14 protein-coding genes are annotated in these 19,010 nt (G+C 70.1%); 5 read left to right on the top strand and 9 right to left on the bottom strand.

Features of this window, described 5'->3' with window-relative positions; all coding sequences use genetic code 11:
* Window position 1: 1 nt before the first annotated feature.
* From NAG42_RS01385 to NAG42_RS01400, 4 genes are read right to left on the bottom strand one after another with little or no spacing between them, the layout of a single operon-like run.
* Entirely contained in the window at window positions 2–2,449 is a 2,448-nt protein-coding gene (locus NAG42_RS01385; RefSeq protein WP_250027369.1) for a glycoside hydrolase family 2 protein, read from the bottom strand.
* A gap of 31 nt (window positions 2,450–2,480) precedes the next feature.
* Window positions 2,481–3,335 (bottom strand): carbohydrate ABC transporter permease, encoded by an 855-nt coding sequence (locus NAG42_RS01390; RefSeq protein ID WP_250027370.1) that lies wholly within the window; start codon window positions 3,333–3,335, stop codon window positions 2,481–2,483.
* Entirely contained in the window at window positions 3,332–4,312 is a 981-nt protein-coding gene (locus NAG42_RS01395) for a carbohydrate ABC transporter permease (protein WP_250027371.1), read from the bottom strand. Before NAG42_RS01395 ends, NAG42_RS01390 begins: the two co-directional genes overlap by 4 nt.
* A 55-nt stretch (window positions 4,313–4,367) precedes the next feature.
* Entirely contained in the window at window positions 4,368–5,657 is a 1,290-nt protein-coding gene (locus tag NAG42_RS01400; protein WP_250027372.1) for an ABC transporter substrate-binding protein, read from the bottom strand.
* A gap of 309 nt (window positions 5,658–5,966) precedes the next feature.
* Here NAG42_RS01400 and NAG42_RS01405 point away from each other — a divergent pair, with 309 nt between their 5' ends.
* Window positions 5,967–6,980 carry a LacI family DNA-binding transcriptional regulator gene (locus tag NAG42_RS01405; protein WP_250027373.1) on the top strand — a complete coding sequence of 338 codons (1,014 nt, stop codon included), beginning with the start codon at window positions 5,967–5,969 and terminating at the stop codon, window positions 6,978–6,980.
* Here the strand turns inward: NAG42_RS01405 and NAG42_RS01410 are convergent.
* The 3 genes from NAG42_RS01410 to NAG42_RS01420 form a co-directional block, all read right to left on the bottom strand.
* Window positions 6,977–9,598 (bottom strand): putative bifunctional diguanylate cyclase/phosphodiesterase, encoded by a 2,622-nt coding sequence (locus tag NAG42_RS01410; protein WP_250027374.1) that lies wholly within the window; start codon window positions 9,596–9,598, stop codon window positions 6,977–6,979. The two genes, NAG42_RS01405 and NAG42_RS01410, sit on opposite strands and share 4 nt — an antisense overlap.
* A gap of 166 nt (window positions 9,599–9,764) precedes the next feature.
* The gene (locus NAG42_RS01415) at window positions 9,765–10,028 is read right to left on the bottom strand and encodes a MoaD/ThiS family protein (RefSeq protein ID WP_250027375.1); all 264 of its coding nucleotides are present in this window, start codon (window positions 10,026–10,028) and stop codon (window positions 9,765–9,767) included.
* Window positions 10,028–11,113, bottom strand: coding sequence for a WD40/YVTN/BNR-like repeat-containing protein (locus tag NAG42_RS01420; RefSeq protein WP_250027376.1), 1,086 nt, complete (start codon window positions 11,111–11,113; stop codon window positions 10,028–10,030). Before NAG42_RS01420 ends, NAG42_RS01415 begins: the two co-directional genes overlap by 1 nt.
* A 64-nt stretch (window positions 11,114–11,177) precedes the next feature.
* Between NAG42_RS01420 and NAG42_RS01425 the strand changes: the two genes are divergently transcribed.
* The 3 genes from NAG42_RS01425 (at window position 11,178) to NAG42_RS01435 (ending at window position 14,462) form a co-directional block, all read left to right on the top strand.
* Window positions 11,178–11,552 carry a PH domain-containing protein gene (locus NAG42_RS01425; RefSeq protein ID WP_250027377.1) on the top strand — a complete coding sequence of 125 codons (375 nt, stop codon included), beginning with the start codon at window positions 11,178–11,180 and terminating at the stop codon, window positions 11,550–11,552.
* A 51-nt stretch (window positions 11,553–11,603) separates the two neighbouring features.
* Window positions 11,604–12,782 (top strand): PQQ-dependent sugar dehydrogenase, encoded by a 1,179-nt coding sequence (locus tag NAG42_RS01430; RefSeq protein WP_250027378.1) that lies wholly within the window; start codon window positions 11,604–11,606, stop codon window positions 12,780–12,782.
* Window positions 12,783–12,881: 99 nt separating this feature from the next.
* Entirely contained in the window at window positions 12,882–14,462 is a 1,581-nt protein-coding gene (locus NAG42_RS01435) for a metallophosphoesterase family protein (protein WP_250027379.1), read from the top strand.
* 19 nt (window positions 14,463–14,481) lie between these two features.
* Here the strand turns inward: NAG42_RS01435 and gatB are convergent, their stop codons facing one another.
* Window positions 14,482–15,975: an Asp-tRNA(Asn)/Glu-tRNA(Gln) amidotransferase subunit GatB gene (gene gatB, locus NAG42_RS01440; RefSeq protein WP_250027380.1), complete on the bottom strand. Its 1,494-nt coding sequence runs from the start codon at window positions 15,973–15,975 to the stop codon at window positions 14,482–14,484.
* Window positions 15,976–16,083: 108 nt separating this feature from the next.
* Here gatB and NAG42_RS01445 point away from each other — a divergent pair, with 108 nt between their 5' ends.
* The gene (locus NAG42_RS01445; protein ID WP_250027381.1) at window positions 16,084–17,532 is read left to right on the top strand and encodes a M1 family metallopeptidase; all 1,449 of its coding nucleotides are present in this window, start codon (window positions 16,084–16,086) and stop codon (window positions 17,530–17,532) included.
* Between the two features lie 10 nt (window positions 17,533–17,542).
* Here the strand turns inward: NAG42_RS01445 and gatA are convergent, their stop codons facing one another.
* Window positions 17,543–19,006 (bottom strand): Asp-tRNA(Asn)/Glu-tRNA(Gln) amidotransferase subunit GatA, encoded by a 1,464-nt coding sequence (gatA, locus tag NAG42_RS01450; RefSeq protein ID WP_250027382.1) that lies wholly within the window; start codon window positions 19,004–19,006, stop codon window positions 17,543–17,545.
* Between the last annotated feature and the right edge of the window lie 4 nt (window positions 19,007–19,010).

Below are 19,010 nucleotides of genomic sequence, written 5' to 3' on the forward strand. Positions count from 1 at the left end.
GTCAGACGAGGTCGTTGACGCAGCGCAGGACCGGACGTGTGGTCAAGGCCGTCGCGTCGAGCGCTTGTCCGGAGTGGACGGTGAACGTGACCGAAGCGCCGGGCAGGACGGTCACCGCGGCGCGGTCCGGCTCGGCGGCCGGGTCCAGTCGGTCGGGGAAGAGGGTCAGGGAGCGCAGCAGCGAGTTCGCCCGCACGGTGACGCGTGTGGTGGTGCCGTCGCGCTCGGCGGTCGCGGTGTAGTCGGCGGCCGGCCACGGGATGTCCTTGTCCAGCGACCAGAACCACGTGGTGCCGGTGTCGGTGGCGAGGAACTCGGTGGCCGGGTCGCCCGGGGTGGACAGCTCGGCGGGCAGGGTGAGGGTGGCGTTCCGGCCGGGGGCCACCGTCGTGGTCAGCTCGGCCTCGGCCAGGACCTTGCCGGTCAGGTCGCGGCGGGTCACGGTGGTCGACACGACCCAGGGCGTACGGCTGTCGTTGGCCGCCACCAGGGCCGGTGCGCCGTCGGGCGGGACGACCGCGCCGGGCTCGAGGCCGGTGCGCGGGCCGCCGGCGGTCAGCGGGGATTCCGTACGCGGCTGGAAGGTCAGCAGTCGGTCGGCGTAGGCGTCCCGCATCGCGAACCAGAGGGGTTTCTTCCGCCCGTCGCCGTCGATCGCCGCCCACGAGGTGACCGGCCAGCAGTCGTTGAGCTGCCACATGATCGTGCCCTGGCACAGCGGGCGCAACGACCGGAAGTGCTCGATGCCGAAGGCCACCGCGCGCGCCTGGTTGAGCTGGGTCAGGAAATGCCAGTCGTCGAAGTCGCGGGGCGCGGGCAGGTGGTTGGCCAGACCGCGCTCGAGTTTCTGGTCGCCGCCGATGGCCTTCTGGTGGTGGGCCATGCCGGGCGAGTCGGGGGCCAGCCGGTCGTCCGAGACCGAGCGGCGCAGCGTCGAGAACGTGGGCGGGGCCTGGAAGCCGAACTCGGAGACGAAGCGCGGGCGGTAGGCGGCGTATTTCGTGTAGTCGTCGGTGTTCCACACGTCCCAGATGTGCGTGGTGCCGAATACCGGGTCGTTCGGGTAGTGGCCGGGCGAGCCGGAATACGGGCTGCCGGGCCAGTAGGGACGGGACGGGTCGAGCTCGCCGACGATGCGGGGCAGCAGGTCGTAGTAGAAGCCCGAGCCCCAGGTCCGACCGTTCAGCTCGGACTTCCAGCCCCAGTCCTCGTAGCCCCAGAGGTTCTCGTTGTTGCCGGTCCAGATCACCAGGCTGGGGTGCGAGGCCAGCCGCACCACGTTCTCGCGGGCCTCGGCCTCGATCTCGGAGCGGAACGGCTCCTCCTCGGGGTAGGCGGCGCAGGCGAACAGGAAGTCCTGGCCGACCAGGAAGCCCATCTCGTCGGCCAGGTCGTAGAAGTCGAACGACTCGTACCGGCCGCCGCCCCAGATGCGCAGGTAGTTGACGTTGGCGTCGGCCGCCTGGCGGAACCGGGCGGCCAGCCGGTCGCGGGTGACCCGGTCGGCGAAGACGTCGTCGGGGATCCAGTTGATGCCGCGGACGAACACCGGGACGTCGTTGACGACCACCGTGTAGCCGCCGCCGGTGGTGTCGATCCGGACGCTCCGGAACCCGATCCGGCGGTTCCAGGTGTCCTGGGTCGCGCCGCCGGCCGAGGTGAGCGTCACCGACAGGTCGTATCGGGCCTGGTCGCCGAACCCGCGCGGCCACCACAGCTCGGGGTCGTCGACGGTGAGGATGAGCAGCGCCTCGATGCCGTCGACGGTCGCCTGGGCGCGGCGGCCGGCGACCTCGGCGGTGATGGTCACCGGCTCGTCGGCCGCGCGGTCGAGGCGTACGCGAAGCTCGACCCGCCCGGTGCCGCGCCCGACCGTCACCTGGGGCCGCACCTCGGCCAGCCGGGCCACCGACCAGGTCTCGAGGCCGATCGGTTGCCAGATGCCGGCCGTCACCAGCGTCGGGCCCCAGTCCCAGCCGAAGTTGCAGGCCTGCTTGCGGATGAAGTTGAACGGCTCCGGGTACGCGTTGGGGCGGTTGCCCAGGCGCTGCTGCTGCGCCTCGGCGTACGCGTACGCGCTCCGGAACTTGACCTTGAGTTCGTTGGTGCCGTCGCGAAGCAGCGAGCCGACGTCGAAGCGGTAGCCGCGGTGCATGTTGGCCGTCTCGCCGACGAGCGAGCCGTTGAGCTCGATCGCGGCGACGGTGTCGAGGCCGGCGCAGACCAGGTCGGTGCGATGGCCCGGCGTGGCGGTGAAGGTGGTCTCGTACTCCCAGTCGGTGCGCCCGATCCAAGCGAGCTTGGTCTCGTTCTCATCCAGGTACGGGTCCTCGATGCGACCGGCCCGGAGCAGGTCGGTGTGCACACACCCGGGCACGGTGGCCGGCAGGCCGCTCACGTCGGCTCCCGAAACGGTCCAGCCCTCGTGGAGCGATTGGTACGAGCTCACTGTTCTCCTTCGTCGCCACGCCGGTCCCCGGTCAGGACTTGACGGCGCCTTCCATAATCCCCCGGACGATCTGCCGGCCGCCGATCAACAGCAGGACGATCAGCGGAACAGTGGCCAGGAACGCGCCGGCCAGCACCCGCCGATAGATCACGTAGTTGCCGCTGGCCAGGTCGGACAGAGCGACCATCGAGGTCGGGAAGTCGGTGCCGTTGAGCTGGATCAGCGGCCACTGGAAGTCGTTCCAAGCCATCACGAAGGTCAGCAGACCGAGCACGGCCAGCGCCGGGCGGATCGCCGGCAGCACGATGTTCCAGTAGACCCGCAGGGTCAGCGCGCCGTCGATGCGGGCCGCCTCGACCAGTTCGTCCGGTACGGCGTGCGCGATGAACTGCCGCATGTAGAAGACGCCGAACGCGCTGACCAGGCCGGGTGCGATGACCGCGAGCAAGGTGTTGTTCCAGCCGATCTTGCCCATCACGATGTAGAGCGCGACGATGCCGAGCTGGTTGGGCACGGTCAGGGTCAGGATGACCACGACCATCAGCGCGTTGCGGCCCTTGAAGCGCAGCTTGGCGAAAGCGAACCCGGCCAGCGAGCAGAAGAACAGCGTCGCCGCGGTGATGATGCCGGCCACGAGCACGCTGTTGATCAGGGACGCCGCGAAGTACACCTCGTTGAGGGTGAAGACCTCGCGCACGTTGACCAGGAACTGCGAGCCCGGGAGCAGGGCGGGCGGCGACGCGGCGACCGCTTCGTCGGTGCTCGTCGAGATGACGAACATCCAGTACACGGGGAAGGCCGAGAACAGCAGGACGAGCGAGAGACCCAGGTAGGTCATCCAGGTGCCCCGGGTGTCTTGCGGGGCTCGATTCGCGTACGTGGTCATCGGCCACCTCCGATGCGCCGGGTCAGGGCGAAGTTGATCCCGGCCACGACCAGGATGATCAGGAACAGGGCCCAGGACATCGACGCGGCGTACCCGAGATCGAGGTCCTTCCAGCCGACCTTGTAGATCAGCTGCGCGATGGTCTGGAACTGGTGGTCGGAGCCGCCGCCGGCCGACTGCGGGTTCTCGTCGAACATCATCGGCTCGTTGAACAGTTGCAGCCCCCCGATGGTCGACAGGATCACGGTGAACACCACGACCGGCTGGATCATGGGCACGGTGATCTGCCACAACTGCCGCCACGGGCCGGCACCGTCGACCGCCGCCGCCTCATAGACGTCCTTGGGGATCGACTGCATCGCCGACAGGTAGAGCAGCGCGTTGTAGCCGATCCACTTCCAGTTCACCATCGTCGCGATGGCGATCCAGGCGCTCCACTTCTGCGCCCGCCAGTCGAGCGGGGTCTCCTGGCCGAAGCCGACCAGCGACAGGAACCAGTTGGCCAGCCCGTTGTCCCGCGAGAAGAAGATCGCGAAGACCAGGGTCGAGGCGACGACCGGGGTCAGGTACGGCAGCAGGATGCCGATCCGCCAGTACGTGGTCCCCCGCAGCTTGCGGTTGAGCAGGTTGGCGATGATCAGCGCGGCCAGCAGCTGCGGCACCGAGGAGAGGATGAAGATGCCGAACGTGTTGCCCAGCGCGTTCCAGAAGTCCTCGTCGGTGAACAGCCGCTCGAAGTTGGCGAAGCCCGCCCAGCCGGTCAGCGTCGGGTCGTCGAGCCGCCAGTTCCGCAGCGCGACAACCCCGTTGAAGATCAGCGGGAAGACGCCGAAGATCGCGAAGAGGATGAAGAAGGGCGAGATGAAGATGTACGGGATGGTCTTGGTGTCGAACCGGTAGAGCCAGTGCTTGGTCTTGCCCGGGCCCGGCGGCGGGGCCTGCCGATGCGAAGCCGGGCGGAGCTCGGTGAGGGACACGGCCACTCCTAAAAGGAGGCGGGGCGGCCCACGAACCGCCCCGCCATCGAATGGGTCAGGCCTTACCGGTCTTCGCGACCTTCTCGGCCTGCTTGACCGCCTCGGCCCAGGCCGCGTCCGACTTGAGCCCGCCCTGCTGCACGCGGGTGATCACGTTCTCCACGGCCACCCGGGTGGGGCCGTTCTTCTTGCCCAGGTACTGCGGCTTGAGGCTCTCCGCGGTGGCCGCGAAGATCTGGCCGGTGGGCGCGTCGCTCATGAACTCCTTCTTGTAGTCGAGCACCGCCGGGTCCTTGTAGAGGGCGGGCTGCGACGGCAGGTTGCCGACGGTCTTGAAGACCTCGATCTGCTGCTCCGGCTGGACCATCCACTTCACGAAGTCGGCCGCGGCGTCGACGTTCTTGCCCTGCGACGGGATGGTCCACCAGGAACCGCCCCAGTTGCCGCCGCCGCCCGGGATCGCGGCGATGTCCCACTTGCCCTTCTGGTCGGGCGCGGTCTCCTGGATGTGGCCGAGCATCCACGCCGGGCAGGCCAGCACGGCGAACTGGTCCTTCTTGAAGCCCTGGTTCCAGTTGGGCTGGAAGCTGGCCAGGTTGGCCGAGATGCCGGCGTCGATCGCCTTCATGCTCACGTCGAACGCGACCTTGGGGCCGCCGTTCATCTGCAGCTGCTCCTGCTCGTCGTAGAAGCCGACGGGCTGCTGGGCGAGCACCGGGTTGAACATGTTGGTGCCGGAGTCGATGAACTTCTTGCCGGTCTTGGCGGTGTACTGCTTGCCGACGTTGATGAAGTCGTCCCAGTTCGTCCACAGCTTGGAGACGGCGTCGCGGTCCTTGGGCAGACCGGCCTTCTGGAACAGGTCGCTGCGGTAGCACATGGCCAGGCCGCCGACGTCGGTGCCGAGGCCGATCTGCTTGCCGTCGGCCGACATGGACGCCTTCCACTTCCAGTCCAGGTACTTCGACTGGAAGTCGGCGCCGCCCTTGTCGAGCAGGTTGACGAACTTGTCGGACTGGTTGCGGAACTGGACGATGAAGCCCTCGTCGACCGCCGAGATGTCGGGGGCGCCCGAGCCGGCCACCAGCTTCTTCTGCAGGTCCTCGTGCTGGGCGTTGAACTCGCCCGTGTTGAGGGCGATCTTGATGTTCGGGTGTTCCTTCTCGTATTTGGCCTTGAGCGCGTCCAGGCCCATGTCACCCCAGAAGTTGACCTTCAGGGTGATCTGCTCGCCACTCGCGCCGTTGCTCGTGTCGTCTTTGCCCTCGAGGCTCTGCCCACTGCAGCCCGCGATCAACAGCGTCGCCGCCACACCGGCGACAGCCGCCCGCACAGTCCGTCTCATGACGCCTCCATGGAGGAGAGAAATTTACTGAACCGGATAAGTTGTGGAGACGCTATGACGGGTCTTGATGACTGTCAATACCGTGTTACAAGGTTGATCTGGCATCGTTGTCAGTACTCGTAAAGCCGGAGAATTTGGACTTTCCCGGTCATCGTTGTTTACAAAGCGTGGTGTGTCCGCCGACACTTAACCGTTCAATGAGCACCGTCGCCGACTGTTCATCTCAGCCAAGATCCGTGTGAGAGCGCTCTACCGATTCCGGCACCGGTAAACTCCGCCGGTAGGCTCGGCGGGAACAGAGGAGACCGAGTGAAGCGGCCCACGATCGCCGACATCGCGCGGCGGGCGGGCGTGTCGAAAGGCGCCGTGTCGTACGCGCTGAACGGCCAGCCCGGCGTCTCGGAGGCGACCCGTCAGCGGATCGTGGCCATCGCCCAGGAGATCGGCTTCAATCCCAACAGCGCCGCCCGGGCGTTGTCCGGGGCGAGCGCCCGGGCCGTCGGCCTCACCCTGAGCCGGCCGGCGCGCATCCTCAGCATCGAGCCGTTCTTCATGGGCCTGATCAGCGGCTTCGAGGCCGAGCTGGCCGCCCGCTCGTACGCTCTGACGCTGCAGGTCGTCGCCACCCCGGAGCAGGAGATCGACGTCTACCGCCGCTGGTGGGGCGAGCGCCGGATCGACGGCGTGATCGTCACCGACCTGCGGGAGGACGACGTCCGCATCCCGGTCCTCCAGCAGCTGCAGCTGCCCGCGGTCGTGATCGGCGGGCCCGGTGACACCGGCAAGATCGCCCAGGTCTGGTCGGACGACGCCGGTGCGATCACCGAGACGGTGCGCTACCTGGTCGCGCTCGGCCATCGCCGGATCGCCCGGGTCGGCGGCCTGCCCGACCTGCTGCACACCCAGACCAGGACCAGGGCGTTCAACGACGTCTGCACCGCGCTCGGGCTCAACGAGGCGGTCACCATGCCGTCCGACTACACCGGCGAGGAGGGCGGCCGGGCCACCCGCCGGCTCCTGATCGGGGCCGACCGGCCCACGGCGATCATCTACGACAACGACGTGATGGCGGTGGCCGGCCTGGCCGTGGCGCAGGAGATGGGTCTCGCCGTGCCCGGCGACCTGTCCATCGTGGCCTGGGACGACTCCCCACTGTGCAGCCTGGTGCACCCGCCGCTGACCGCCCTGTCGCGCGACATCGCCGAATACGGCGCCCACGCCGCCCGCGAGCTGCTGGCCGCCATCGACGGCAAACAGGTCAACAACGTCGAGGCGGGCACGGCGCACCTGACGCCCCGAGGGAGCACCGCCCCGCCTCGCTAAGCGCGGTGGCTCTCGAGGTAGGCCTCGATGCGCTCGGCCGGGCCCGGGCGGCCCAGCACGAAACCCTGGCCGTAGAGGCAACCGGCCTTGGCCGCCCGCTCGCACTGCTCGGTCGTCTCGAGTCCCTTCGCGACGATCTCCAGGCCGAGGCGGCGGCCCAGGCTGACCACGACGTCGATCACCGCCGGGCCGCCGCCGGCCGTGGACCCGGACGACGTGTTGGCCAGCGAGGCGTGCAGCTTGAGCATGTCGACCGGGAGGCGCCGCAGGTGCGACAGCGAGGCCTGGCCGGCGCCGAAGTCGTCCAGGGCCGCGCGTACGCCGAGTTTGCGCAGGCCGGCCAGGGAGGCCACGATCGCCGGCACGTCCTCGGCGATCCACTCCTCGGCCACCTCGACCACCAGGCGCTCGGGCGCGATGCCATACCGCTCGAGGGTCGACGCCACCCGGTCGGGGAAACGCGCGGTCAGCAGCTCCCGCGGCGAGACGTTGACCGAGACCCAGAAGCCGTTGTCGCCGCCCGTCCAGGCCGACAGGTGCTTGCACGCGGCGTCCAGCACCCACTCGTCGAGCTCGGCCGAGATGCCCACGGCCCGGGCGATCGGCAGCAGCTCGTTCGGCAGGATCGTGCCGAGCTGCGGATGCCGCCAGCGCAGCAGCGCCTCGACCCCCACCGGCTGGTTGTCGCGCAGGTCGACCACCGGCTGGAAGACCAGGTCGAGCTGGCCCCGGTCGGCCGCGCCGAGCAGCTCACGCTCGAGATCCATCCGGCGGTTGAGCTTCATCTCGACGTCGGGGTCGTACCACTCCACCCGGTCCAGGCCGAGCTGGCGGGCCCGGCGGCGGGCCAGGTCGGCGTGCCGCAGCACCTCGGTCGAGTCCTCGCCGCCGGCCAGCTCGGCCAGCCCGATGCTGGTGTGCAGCTCGACGATCGTGCCGGGCAGTTGCAGCGGCTCGGCCACCGCGGTGGCGATGCGGGTGGCCAGCGCGTACGCCAGCACGGCACCGTCGGCGGTGAGGACCGCGAACTCGTCACCGCCGAGCCGGGCCGGCAGGTCCTCCTCGGTCAGCAGGTTGCGCAGGCGGCGGCCCACCTCGATCAGCACGGCGTCACCGGTCTCGCGGCCCCGGCTGTCGTTGATCTCGGCCAGGCCGTGCAGGTCGATCACCAGCAGGGTGCCCTGCTGCCCGGCGCGGCGGCGATGGGCCAGCAGGTCGCGCATCAGAGCGCGCCGGTTGGCCAGGCCGGTGAGCTGATCGGTGGACGACATCTTGTGCAGCGCCTTCTCCAGATGCCGCCGGTCACCGATGTCGCGCACGTGCACCACCAGCGCGGCCACCTCGGGAACGGCGCGCTGGTCGGAGATGGTCGACTCGGTGTCGCGCCACAACGCGGCGCCGTCGCGCAGCCGGGCGGTGACCAGCGCGGGCGGCCCGTCGGCGTCCTCCCCGGCCAGCACCACGTCGATCACCTCACGGGCGTCCTCGACGTCGTCGGGGTGGATCAGGTCGGTGAAGGCGCGGCCCACCACCTCGTCGTCGGTGAGCCCGAACAGGCGCGACGCGGCCGGCGACTGCCAGGCGATCCGCAGATCCTGATCGAGCACCAGGGTGAGGTCGGTGGCCCCGGCGACCAGGGACCGGAAGTGGGCCTCGGCGGTCTGCAACTGGCCCGCATACCGCCGGATGTCGTGCACGACGAGCAGCTCACGCATCGCCAGCACGGCGACCATCGCGATGCCCAGGATGATGCTGGTCGAGTCGAACTCCCGGACCACGATCAGGTGCCAGACCGCGGCCACCACGCCCACCCCGGCCGGCACCGCGAGCAGCGGATAGCTGGCCAGATACTGGTCGGGGTTGCGCGGCTCGAGCGGCGGCGCGGGCAGATCGCGCCGGGTGCCGCCCTCCACGGTCAGGGCCAGGCCGGCCACGATCGGCAGTCCGGCCAGCGCCACGGCGGCCCCGCTCACGCCGATCGCGAGCGCACCCAGCCCGACCAGCACCAGCATCGCGCCGATGCCGCAGCGGACGGCGGCCCGGCGGACCGGGCGGCCCCGCAGCATCGCGACCAGGATGATGGCGGCACCGGTGGCCCCGATGGAGATGACCGGGAGGGCGCCGGGACGGGCCACGTCGGCCGGCGTGAGCAGATAGCCGGCGAAGGCCAGGCTGACGCCCAGGCCGAGGCCGTCGAACGCCCGCCGTGAGTGCACCATCCATCCCGTACCGGTCGAGGGCAGCAGCAAGGTGCCGGTCGCGTAGCAGGCGGCGGCGAGTCCGAAGGCGATCGTCACCCACACGCCCTCGGCCGGCGGTGAGAGCAGAGTGAGCAGCACCGCGGCCACCGAGGCCAGCGCACCCAGGCCGACGAAGCCGGCGCCGCGGCAGGCCACGAAGGACTGGTCGGCGTGGTGGATCGAGAGCGCGGCCCGCACCAGCTGGAAGGTGGCCCAGAGGCCGCAGCCGCCGGCGCCCACGGCCAGCGCGAGCGGGGGCGAGACCAGACCGGTCAGGCCGGCCAGCAGCACCACGATCGCGGCCGCGGGCACGCCGAGCGTCATGGCCCGGCGGCGAGGCCGGGCCTGGTGCGTGCGCGTGGGGGGCGGCACTGCCACGTCGACGGATCCTCCGGGATTCTCGTCGGATCAGGGGTCTCGCGGGGTTGATGGGGGTCGTTGCATCGGACAACGACCGTCCCTCGAACAGGTTACGGCTGGGTAATGCTCCTCCGCACGTCCGGACCGTCGGCTATGGACGCCACTCGGTCATAGTCAGTCATGGTCAGCCGCCGGCCACTGAGGGCAGGACCTGGATCTCGGAGGTCGGTGCGACCGCGGTCTCGAGGCCGGCCTGCTCGCCGTCCACAAAGACATTCACGTAGCGGCGGACCGCGCCCTGCTCGTCGCGGATGCGCCGGGCCAGCATCGGCCAGCGCTCCCCCACCTCGGTCAGCACAGCGCCGAGCGTGCCGGCCGCGGTGACCTCGAGCCGGGACGCGCCGCCGGCCTCGGCCCGCAGCACACCGGGCACCAGCACGACCGGCATCAGACCGGCACCGCCCGGACCGAGAGCACATCGGGCAGATGTGCGGCCACCGTCATCCAGCTCTCGCCCTCGTCGTTGGTGGCGAAGACCTCGCCGGCCCGGGTGCCGAAATAGACGCCGGCCGGATCGAGACGGTCGGTGCACATCGCGTCGCGCAGCACGACCGGGTAATAGGGGCCGTCGGGCAGGCCCACGTGCTGCGGCTCCCACCGGTCACCGGCGTCGGTCGAGCGGTAGACGCGGCAGCGCAGCTCGGTCGGGTGGCGCTCGCTGTCGGCGGTGAGCGGGAAATTCCAGATCGTGCCGGAGCGGCTCGGATGGGCGACGATCGGGAAGCCGAAATCGGAGGGCAGGGTGGCGGCGATCGACTGCCAGCTGTCGCCGCCGTCGGTCGAGCGGTAGACGCCGTGGTGATTCTGCGCGTAGAGCTGGTCGGGATCGCCGGCGTCGCGGGTCACCCGGTGCACACACTGGCCGAACTCGGGCCACGGATCGGGGAAGAAGTAGGCCTTGATGCCCTTGTTGGCCGGTGACCAGGTCTCGCCGCCGTCGCCGGACCGGTAGACCCCGCCGGTCGACATCGCCACCAGCAGACGGGACGGGTCGTCGGGGTGGGGCAGGATCGTGTGGATCGCCTGACCGCCGAAGCCGGCGCCCCACTGCGGGCGGTGCGGGTGATCCCACAACCCGCGGACCAGCTCGAACGATCGGCCGCCATCGGTCGAGCGGAAAAGCGCGGAGGGCTGGGAGCCCGCGTAGACCACGCCGGGCTCGGCGGCCGTGCCGGGCACGATCTGCCACACCCGCTCGACCGCCGCCCCCGCATCCTCGGGGAAGGCGATGGGCGCCGTCTCGGGCTCCTGCCAGGTCTCGCCCAGATCGTCGCTCACCGCGACGCTCGGGCCGAAATGGGAGCTGTCGACAGCGGCCAGCAACCGGGGGCGGGGACCGCGAGTGTCCACACCGATCGTGTAGACCGCCGTGCCGGGGAAGTGAGCCGGGCCGACCTGCCAGGTCCGGCGCTCGTCGTCGCCGGCGGCCAGAAACAGGCCTTTCTGCGTGCCGATCGCGAGAAGCACTGTCATGGCCCTGAGTATGCGCCCGGGGTCCGACAGAAACGACGCACAGAGCGGGTGGGAGGATGGGCACGTGCGTTCGAAACCCCTGCTCCGCGTCCGGAAGTCCGGCGGTCTGATGGTCGCCGCCGTGCTCGGTTTCGTCAGCGGTGTTCCGCTCGCCAGTGTGTCGTGGGCCTGGGCCCTGATCCTGTTGATCCCGATCGCGTTCTTCCTCTGGGCCTGGCGGGCCGGCACCGACGTCTACGCCGACCAGCTGCGGGTGCGGGCCCTGCTGGGCAGCACCGAGGTGCTCTGGGACCGGATCGACGAGCTCGCCCCGGACTCCAGCGGGCAGATCTCCGCGCTGCTCGACAACGGCAACGTCATCCGCCTGACCGCGGTCACCACCGACAATCTGCCGAGGGTGCTGGCCGCCGGTGGGCAGGAGATCGGCCACTCCGACTGATTCCCAGCTGATCTCGCTACCCTGGGGTGCGTCGAATCTCGAGGAGGTCGAGTGATCGTGCGTTCCCGCCGGGCCCGGGCCGCCACCCTGGCGCTCGCCGCCGTGCTGGGGCTCGCCTCGGCGTGCAGCTTCGGCCCGCCCGATCCCGATCAGCAGGGTGCTCCGCCCAACCTGCCCACCCCGTCGGCCGACGAGCCCTCCGCGGGCCCCGAGGACCCGAGCGGCGGCAGCCAGGAGGTCGCGATCACCGTCCTGGCCAAGGACCTGGACGTGCCGTGGGGCATGGCCTTCCTGCCCGACGGGTCGGGTCTGGTCACCGAGCGCGACACCGGCCGCATCCTCAAGGTCGGCCCCGAGTCCGACGCCGACGGGCTGACCGTCACCGAGGCGCAGCGGCTGGCCGAGGTGCAGGCGTCCGGCGACGGCGGCCTGCTCGGCATCGCGGTCTCCCCGCAATACAAGACCACCAAGACGGTGTACGTGTATTACTCCACCGCCAAGGACAACCGCATCGGCAAGCTGGTGCTCGGCGGCAAGCTCCAGCCGATCCTGACCGGCATCCCGCGCTCGAGCGACTTCAACGGCGGCGCGCTCGCCTTCGGTCCCGACGGCTTCCTGTACGCGGGCACCGGCGACGGCACGACGAACGGGGCGCAGGCGCAGAACCCGAAAAGCCTGGGCGGCAAGATCCTCCGGATGACCGTGGCCGGCAAGCCCGCCCCCGGCAACCCGGTCAAGACCAGCCTGGTCTGGAGCTCCGGCCACCGTAACGTTCAGGGCCTGGCCTGGGACAAGACCAAGCGGATGTACGCCAGTGAGAGCGGCCAGACCAAGTCGGGCGAGCTCAACGTGATCACCAAAGGTAAGAACTACGGCTGGCCCAAGGCCGACGGCGCGGGCACCGACACCAAGCTGACCGATCCGATGTTCAGCTGGCCGGCCGCCGAGTCCGGCTGCGCCGGGGTGGCCGTGCTCGAGCAGACGATCGCCACCGCGTGCCTGCTCGGCAAGCGGGTCTATCTGCTCGACGTGACCGGCAACGGGACCGTGCTGGGCACCCCGCAATCCGTGCTGACCGGCGAGTACGGCCGGCTGCGGAGCCTGGTGACCGCGCCCGACGGGTCGTTGTGGGCCGGCACCTCCAACCAGGAGGACGCGGGCGACCCCGGCCCCGAGGACGACCGGATCATTCGGCTGGTCTTCTCGGACGGCGGCGCCGGCCGCAGTTGAGAAAGTGCCACTCTTCTCGGGCGGCGCCGCCGCGGCTGAGGGCCACGGTGGGAGGGCACACGGTTTGACGCACAACGGGGCAGGGCAGGTGAGGCGGCGATGACCTCGATAACCTCGACGGCTCGCCGCTGGTTCGGTGCGGTCCGCGGCAGCCGGTGGACCCGCCGCTCCCTGGTCGGGGCGATGATCGCTCTGGTCAGCGTGGCCGGCGCGGTGATCGGCACGATGCTCTTCGCCCACGCCAACGTCGCCGTCGGGCCGTTCCGAGCCGAGATGTCGATCAGCCCGTCGGTCTTCGGCGGCACCGAGGTCGACCTGCCGCCACTCGGGTCGCTGCACCTCGACAGCCACGACGGCCCGCTCCACCTCAAGGTCAACCTGGCCGCCCTCGACCAGAGCCGCACCGAGGCCCTGATCGACGACCCCACCGCGATCAGCCGGGCCGGCGAGAACGCGGTCGACGACGTCCGCGACGGCGTGATCCGGCTCGGCGTGCGCACCCTGGGCATCGCGGTGCTGAGCGCGATCGTGCTCAGCGCGCTGATCTTCCGCAACGTCCGCCGGGTGGCCGCCTCGGGCCTGACGGCGCTGGTGGTCACCGGCGGGAGCCTGGGGCTGGCGGCGGCCACGCTGCGACCCGACTCGATCGCCGAGCCGCGGTACGAGGGCCTGCTGGTCAACGCGCCCGCCGTGGTCGGTGACGCGCGCCGGATCGCCGACAACTACGGCCGCTACTCCGAGCAGCTGCAGCAGATCGTCAGCAATGTGAGCCGGCTCTACACAACCGTGTCGTCCCTGCCCGTGTATGAGCCCGAGGCCAATACGACCCGCATCCTGCACGTCTCCGACCTGCACCTGAGCCCGCAGGCGTTCGGTCTGATCCGCACGGTGGTGCAGACGTTCGAGATCGACGCCGTGATCGACACCGGCGACCTGGTCGACTGGGGCAGCACCGCCGAGACCGGATACGCCTCGTCGATCCCCTCGGTCGGCGTCCCCTACATCTGGGTCCGCGGCAACCACGACTCGGCCTCGATCCAAACGGCGGTGGCCCGCCAGCGCAACGCGGTCGTCCTCGACAACAAGATCACCACGGTCGACGGCCTGACCATCGCGGGCATCGGCGACCCGGAGTTCACCCCGGACAAGAAGGAGACGCCGGCGGCGAACCCGGACGACCCGGCGCAGTCGCCGCTGCTGCGGGCCGGTGGCCAGCTGGCCGAAACGATCCGAACCTCCGGCAAACCCGTCGACATCGCCCTGGTCCACGACCCGGCGATGGCGCCGCCGCTCTCCGGGGTGGTGCCGCTGGTGCTGGCCGGTCACAAGCACCAGCGTGAGGTGAGCCTGCTGCCCGCGCCGGCCCCGGCTCCTTCGGCGTCACCCACGCCGGCCCCGTCGGCCGCCGGCGACGAGCCGCCCGTGGCGACCCGCCTGATGGTCGAGGGCTCGACCGGCGGTGCGGGCCTGCGCGGGCTCGAAAAGGAGGAGCCCACGCCGCTGAGCTTGTCGGTCCTCTACTTCGACGAGAACAGGCAGCTCAAGGCCTACGACGACATCCAGCTGGGCGGCACCGGCCAATCCAATGTGGAGATGCAGCGCAACGTCGTCGGCGCCGAGCCGGAGGAGACACCGTCACCCTCCGGCTCACCGACGCCGCAGTCCGAGCCCAGCCGCTGAGCTCAGGCTTCGTGCTTCGTCAGCTGAGGCGCTCGAGGATCAGGTCGCGGACGGTCTTGGCGTCGGCCTGGCCCCGGGTGGTCTTCATGACCGCACCGACCAGCGCGCCGGCCGCGGCCACCTTGCCGTCGCGGATCTTGGCGGCGATGTCGGGGTTGGCGGCGATCGCCTCGTCGACCGCGGCGGTCAGCGCGCCCGTGTCGGAGACGACGCCGAGCCCCCGGGCGGCCATGACCGCCTCAGGGTCGCCCTCGCCGGCCACGACGCCCTCGAGCACCTGGCGGGCGAGCTTGTCGTTCAGCTTGCCGCCGTCGACCAGTTTCTGCAGTGCGGCGACCTGGGCCGGGGTGACCCCGACGGCCGACAGCTCGACGCCGGTCTCGTTGGCCCGGCGGGCCAGCTCGCCCATCCACCACTTGCGCGCGCCCGCGGGCGAGGCCCCGGCCGCGATGGTCTCCTCGATCAGCTCGACGGCACCGGCGTTGGCCACCGACTGCATGTCGAGCGCGCTGATGCCCCAGTCCTCGGCCAGCCGGGCGCGCTTGACGCTCGGCCGCTCGGGCAGGGCGGCCTTGAGCTCGGCGACCCAGGACGCCTCGGGCGCGATCGGCACGAGGTCGGGCTCGGGGAAGTAGCGGTAGTCGGTCGCCGTCTCCTTGGACCGGCCGGGCCGGGTGTCGCCGGTGGTCTCCTGGAAGTGACGCGTCTCCTGGAAGATGCGGACACCCTCGTCGAGCAGGCTGGTCTGCCGGATGATCTCGGAGCGGACCGCGCGCTCGACCGAGCGCAGCGAGTTCACGTTCTTGGTCTCGGTGCGGGTGCCCCACTCCTCGCCGGCCTTGTTGAGCGACGTGTTGACGTCGCAGCGCAGCGAGCCCTGCTCCATGCGCACGTCGGAGACGCCGAGCGAGCGGATGATGTCGCGCAGCTCGGCCACGTAGGCCTTCGCCACCTCAGGCGCGAGCGCGCCCAGGCCGGGCACCGGCTTGGTGACGATCTCGACCAACGGGATGCCGGCGCGGTTGTAGTCGACCAGCGACTCGGTCGCGCCATGGATGCGGCCGGTCGCGCCACCCACGTGCAGCGACTTGCCGGTGTCCTCCTCGAGGTGCACCCGCTCGATGCCGATCCGGTATTCCTTGCCGTCGACCTCGACGTCGACATAGCCCTCGACGCAGAGCGGCTCGTCATACTGCGAGGTCTGGAAGTTCTTCGGCATGTCGGGATAGAAGTAGTTCTTCCGCGCCATGCGGCACCACGAGGCGATGTCACAGTTGAGCGCGAGGCCGATCCGGATCGTCGCCTCGATCGCCGCCCGGTTGGACACCGGCAGCGCGCCCGGCAGGCCCAGGCAGACCGGGCACACCTGAGTGTTCGGCTCGGCGCCGAACTCGGTGCGGCAGCCACAGAACATCTTGGTGGCCGTGCCCAGCTCGACGTGGGTCTCGAGGCCGATCACCGGCTCGTAGCGCGAGACGGCGTCCTCGTAGGTGGGCAGCGCGGTGGTGGTCATGGCACAAGAATAGTGGGCCCGGCGATCAGAATTTCGGTGACCCACAGCCCCCCGGAGTTATCCACAGGCGCCCCCACAGCTGAAGATCGTTCGGATACGGTCCCCGCCATGCACCGCGCACTCCTCGTCGTCGCCGCCCTCGCCGCGACCACCTCCATCGCAGCTTGCGACGACTCCCCGTCCACCGAGACTCCCCCGACGGCCTCGGCGGCGCCCGCCGCCCCCGCCGTCGACTACACGGCCTGGCAGGCCGGCAGCTCCAAGCCGGTGGCCGACAAGCTCTATCCCAAACACGGCACCGCCACCCTCGACGTCCTGCACTACAACCTCGTGCTCGCCTGGCAGCCGTCGGCCAAGACCCTCAAGGGCACCGCCACGCTGCGCATCCGGCCCACGGCCGATGCCACCCAGCTCAAGCTCGACTTCAAGCCCTACACGCTGGACAAGGTCACCGTGGACGGCAAGGCAGTCCAGGCGACCGTCACCGGCGAGAAACTGGTCGTTCCGGCTCCCGTCGTCGCCGACCAGCCGGTCACGCTGGTGGTCGCCTATCACGGCAAGCCGGCCACCACACCCATGCCGTCGCACCGCTCCGACGTCGAGCCGCTCGGCCTGACGATCACCAAGGAGGGCGGCCTGTGGACCATGCAGGAGCCCTTCGGCGCCTATACGTGGTATCCGGCGAACGATCAGCCGTCCGACAAGGCGCTCTACGACGTCGCGGTCACCGTGCCGACCGGCTGGTCGGCCATCGCCGCCGGCAGCTATCTGGGTCAGCGGGGCTCGACGTTCCGCTTCCGCAGCACCGACCCGATGGCCAGCTATCTGCAGACCCTCGCCGTCGGCAAATACAAGAAGGTCGTGGCCAAGGGTCCCCGTGGCATCCCGCTGACCTACTGGTATCGCCCCGGCCGGGACGAGAGGTTCCTGCCCTCGCTCAAGAAGTCGCCGGCCATGCTCAGCTTCCTCGAGAAGCGGTTCGGGCCCTACCCGTTCCCCAGCGGCGGCGCGGTCATGGTCGAGTCGGAGTCGGCCATGGAGACCCAGCAGATGATCACGATGGGCGGCAAGAAGAAGAAGTTCGACAAGGCGCTCTTCGAGGAAGACCTGCTGCACGAGTATTCGCACCACTGGTTCGGCGACACGGTCACCCCGTCGACCTGGACCGACCTGTGGCTCAGCGAGGGCTGGGCGACCTACGTGCAGTTCCTCTACTCGCAGTCGGTGCTGAAATACAGCGACAAGGAGCTGGAGGACTACCTGCGCCGGGCCGACGCCGACCTGCGCAAGAAGCTGGGACCGCCCGGCAAGCCGAAGGCCGGCAACTTCGCCGAGAGCAACGTCTATCTCTGCCCGGCGGCCATGCTCAAGGAACTGCACGACGCACTCGGTGACGAGAAGTTCTTCGCCCTCGGTAAGGCGTGGGTGCAGACGCAGAAGAACACCCAGCAGACCCGGGCGTCCTTCACCGCCTTCGTCAACAAGCAGACCGGCCGCGACTTCACCAAGCTGATCAACAGCTGGCTGGACTCGAAGTCCACGCCGCGGCCGGCATAGCTCTCGCTCGTTACAGGGCCGGCGGCGTCAGGGTCCCCACCGAGGACTCCAGCGCCGCCGCCACCCGGTACATCCGGTCGTCGGCCAGCGTCGGGGCCATCACCTGGAAACCGACGGGCAGACCCTCGGACAGCCCGCACGGCACCGAGATCGCCGGACCGCCGTACAGGTTGGTCGGGATCGTGAAGAGGTCGGCCAGATACATCTGGTAGGGATCCGAGGTGCGCGACCCGAACGGGAAGGCCACGAACGGCGTGGTCGGTGAGACGAGCACGTCGACCCGCTCGAAAGCCGCCTCGAAGTCCCGCGTGATCAGCGTGCGGACCTTCTGAGCCTGACCGTAATAGGCGTCGTAGTAGCCGCTGGACAGCGCGTAGGTGCCCAGGATGATGCGCCGCTTGACCTCGGGGCCGAAGCCGGCCTCGCGGGTCAGCGACATGACCTCCTCCAGCGAGCGGTTGCCGTCGTCGCCGACACGCAGGCCGTAACGCACACCGTCGAAGCGCGCCAGGTTGGACGACGCCTCGCTGGGGGCGATCAGATAGTAGGCCGGAAGCGCGTACTGGAAGTGCGGGCAGGAGACCTCGACGATCTCGGCGCCCAGCTTGACCAGCGCCTCGAGCGACTCGTGGAAGGCGCTCAGCACGCCCGGCTCGGACCCGTCGCCCGCGAACTCCTTGACGACGCCCAGCTTGACGCCGCTGAGGTCGCCGGTGGCGCCGAGCCGCGCCGCGCCGACCACGTCGGGCACCGGCTGCGGGATCGAGGTGGAGTCCCGCCAGTCGTGGCCGGCGATCGCCGCGTGCAGCAGCGCCGCGTCCTCGACGTTGCGGGCGCACGGGCCCGGGGTGTCGAGCGACGACGAGAACGCGATCAGGCCGTAACGCGAGGTGCCGCCGTACGTCGGCTTGGCCCCGACCGTGCCGGTGACCGCACCCGGCTGGCGGATCGAGCCGCCGGTGTCGGTGCCGATGGCCAGCGGCGCCTCGTAGGCGGCGATGGCGGCGGCGCTGCCGCCACCCGAGCCGCCCGGGATGCGACCGAGATCCCACGGGTTGTTGGTCGCACCGTAGGCGGAGTACTCGGTGGACGAGCCCATCGCGAACTCGTCCATGTTGGTCTTGCCGAGCATCACCGTGCCGGCCGCGCGCAGCCGCTCGACGATCGTCGCGTCGTACGGCGGGCGCCAGCCCTCGAGGATCTTGGAAGCGGCCGTGGTCGGCACGCCCTTGGTGGCGATCACGTCCTTGACGGCGACCGGCACACCGGCCAGCGGGCCGGTCACCTCGCCGGCGTCGACCGCGGCGGCGGCGGCCAGCGCGCCCTCCCGGTCGACGTGCAGGAAGGCGTGCACCCGCTCGTCGACGGCGTCGATCCGGTCGAGGTGAGCCTGGGCGACCTCGACCGCCGAAGCCTCTTTGCCGGCGATCGCCTTGGCGAGCTGAGCCGCCGACATCTTCGTCAGGTCAGACACGGCG

The sequence above is a fragment of the Paractinoplanes maris genome (assembly GCF_023544465.1).
Classification (GTDB): Bacteria; Actinomycetota; Actinomycetes; order Mycobacteriales; family Micromonosporaceae; genus Actinoplanes; species Actinoplanes maris.

Excerpts from the sequence above, each read along its gene's own strand:
- NAG42_RS01390 (WP_250027370.1), bottom strand. The coding sequence starts at position 3,335 with ATGACCACGTACGCGAATCGAGCCCCGCAAGACACCCGGGGCACCTGG.
- NAG42_RS01400 (WP_250027372.1), bottom strand. The coding sequence starts at position 5,657 with ATGAGACGGACTGTGCGGGCGGCTGTCGCCGGTGTGGCGGCGACGCTG.
- NAG42_RS01415 (WP_250027375.1), bottom strand. The coding sequence starts at position 10,028 with ATGCCGGTCGTGCTGGTGCCCGGTGTGCTGCGGGCCGAGGCCGGCGGC.
- NAG42_RS01420 (WP_250027376.1), bottom strand. The coding sequence starts at position 11,113 with ATGACAGTGCTTCTCGCGATCGGCACGCAGAAAGGCCTGTTTCTGGCC.
- NAG42_RS01435 (WP_250027379.1), top strand. The coding sequence starts at position 12,882 with ATGACCTCGATAACCTCGACGGCTCGCCGCTGGTTCGGTGCGGTCCGC.
- gatB (WP_250027380.1), bottom strand. The coding sequence starts at position 15,975 with ATGACCACCACCGCGCTGCCCACCTACGAGGACGCCGTCTCGCGCTAC.
- NAG42_RS01445 (WP_250027381.1), top strand. The coding sequence starts at position 16,084 with ATGCACCGCGCACTCCTCGTCGTCGCCGCCCTCGCCGCGACCACCTCC.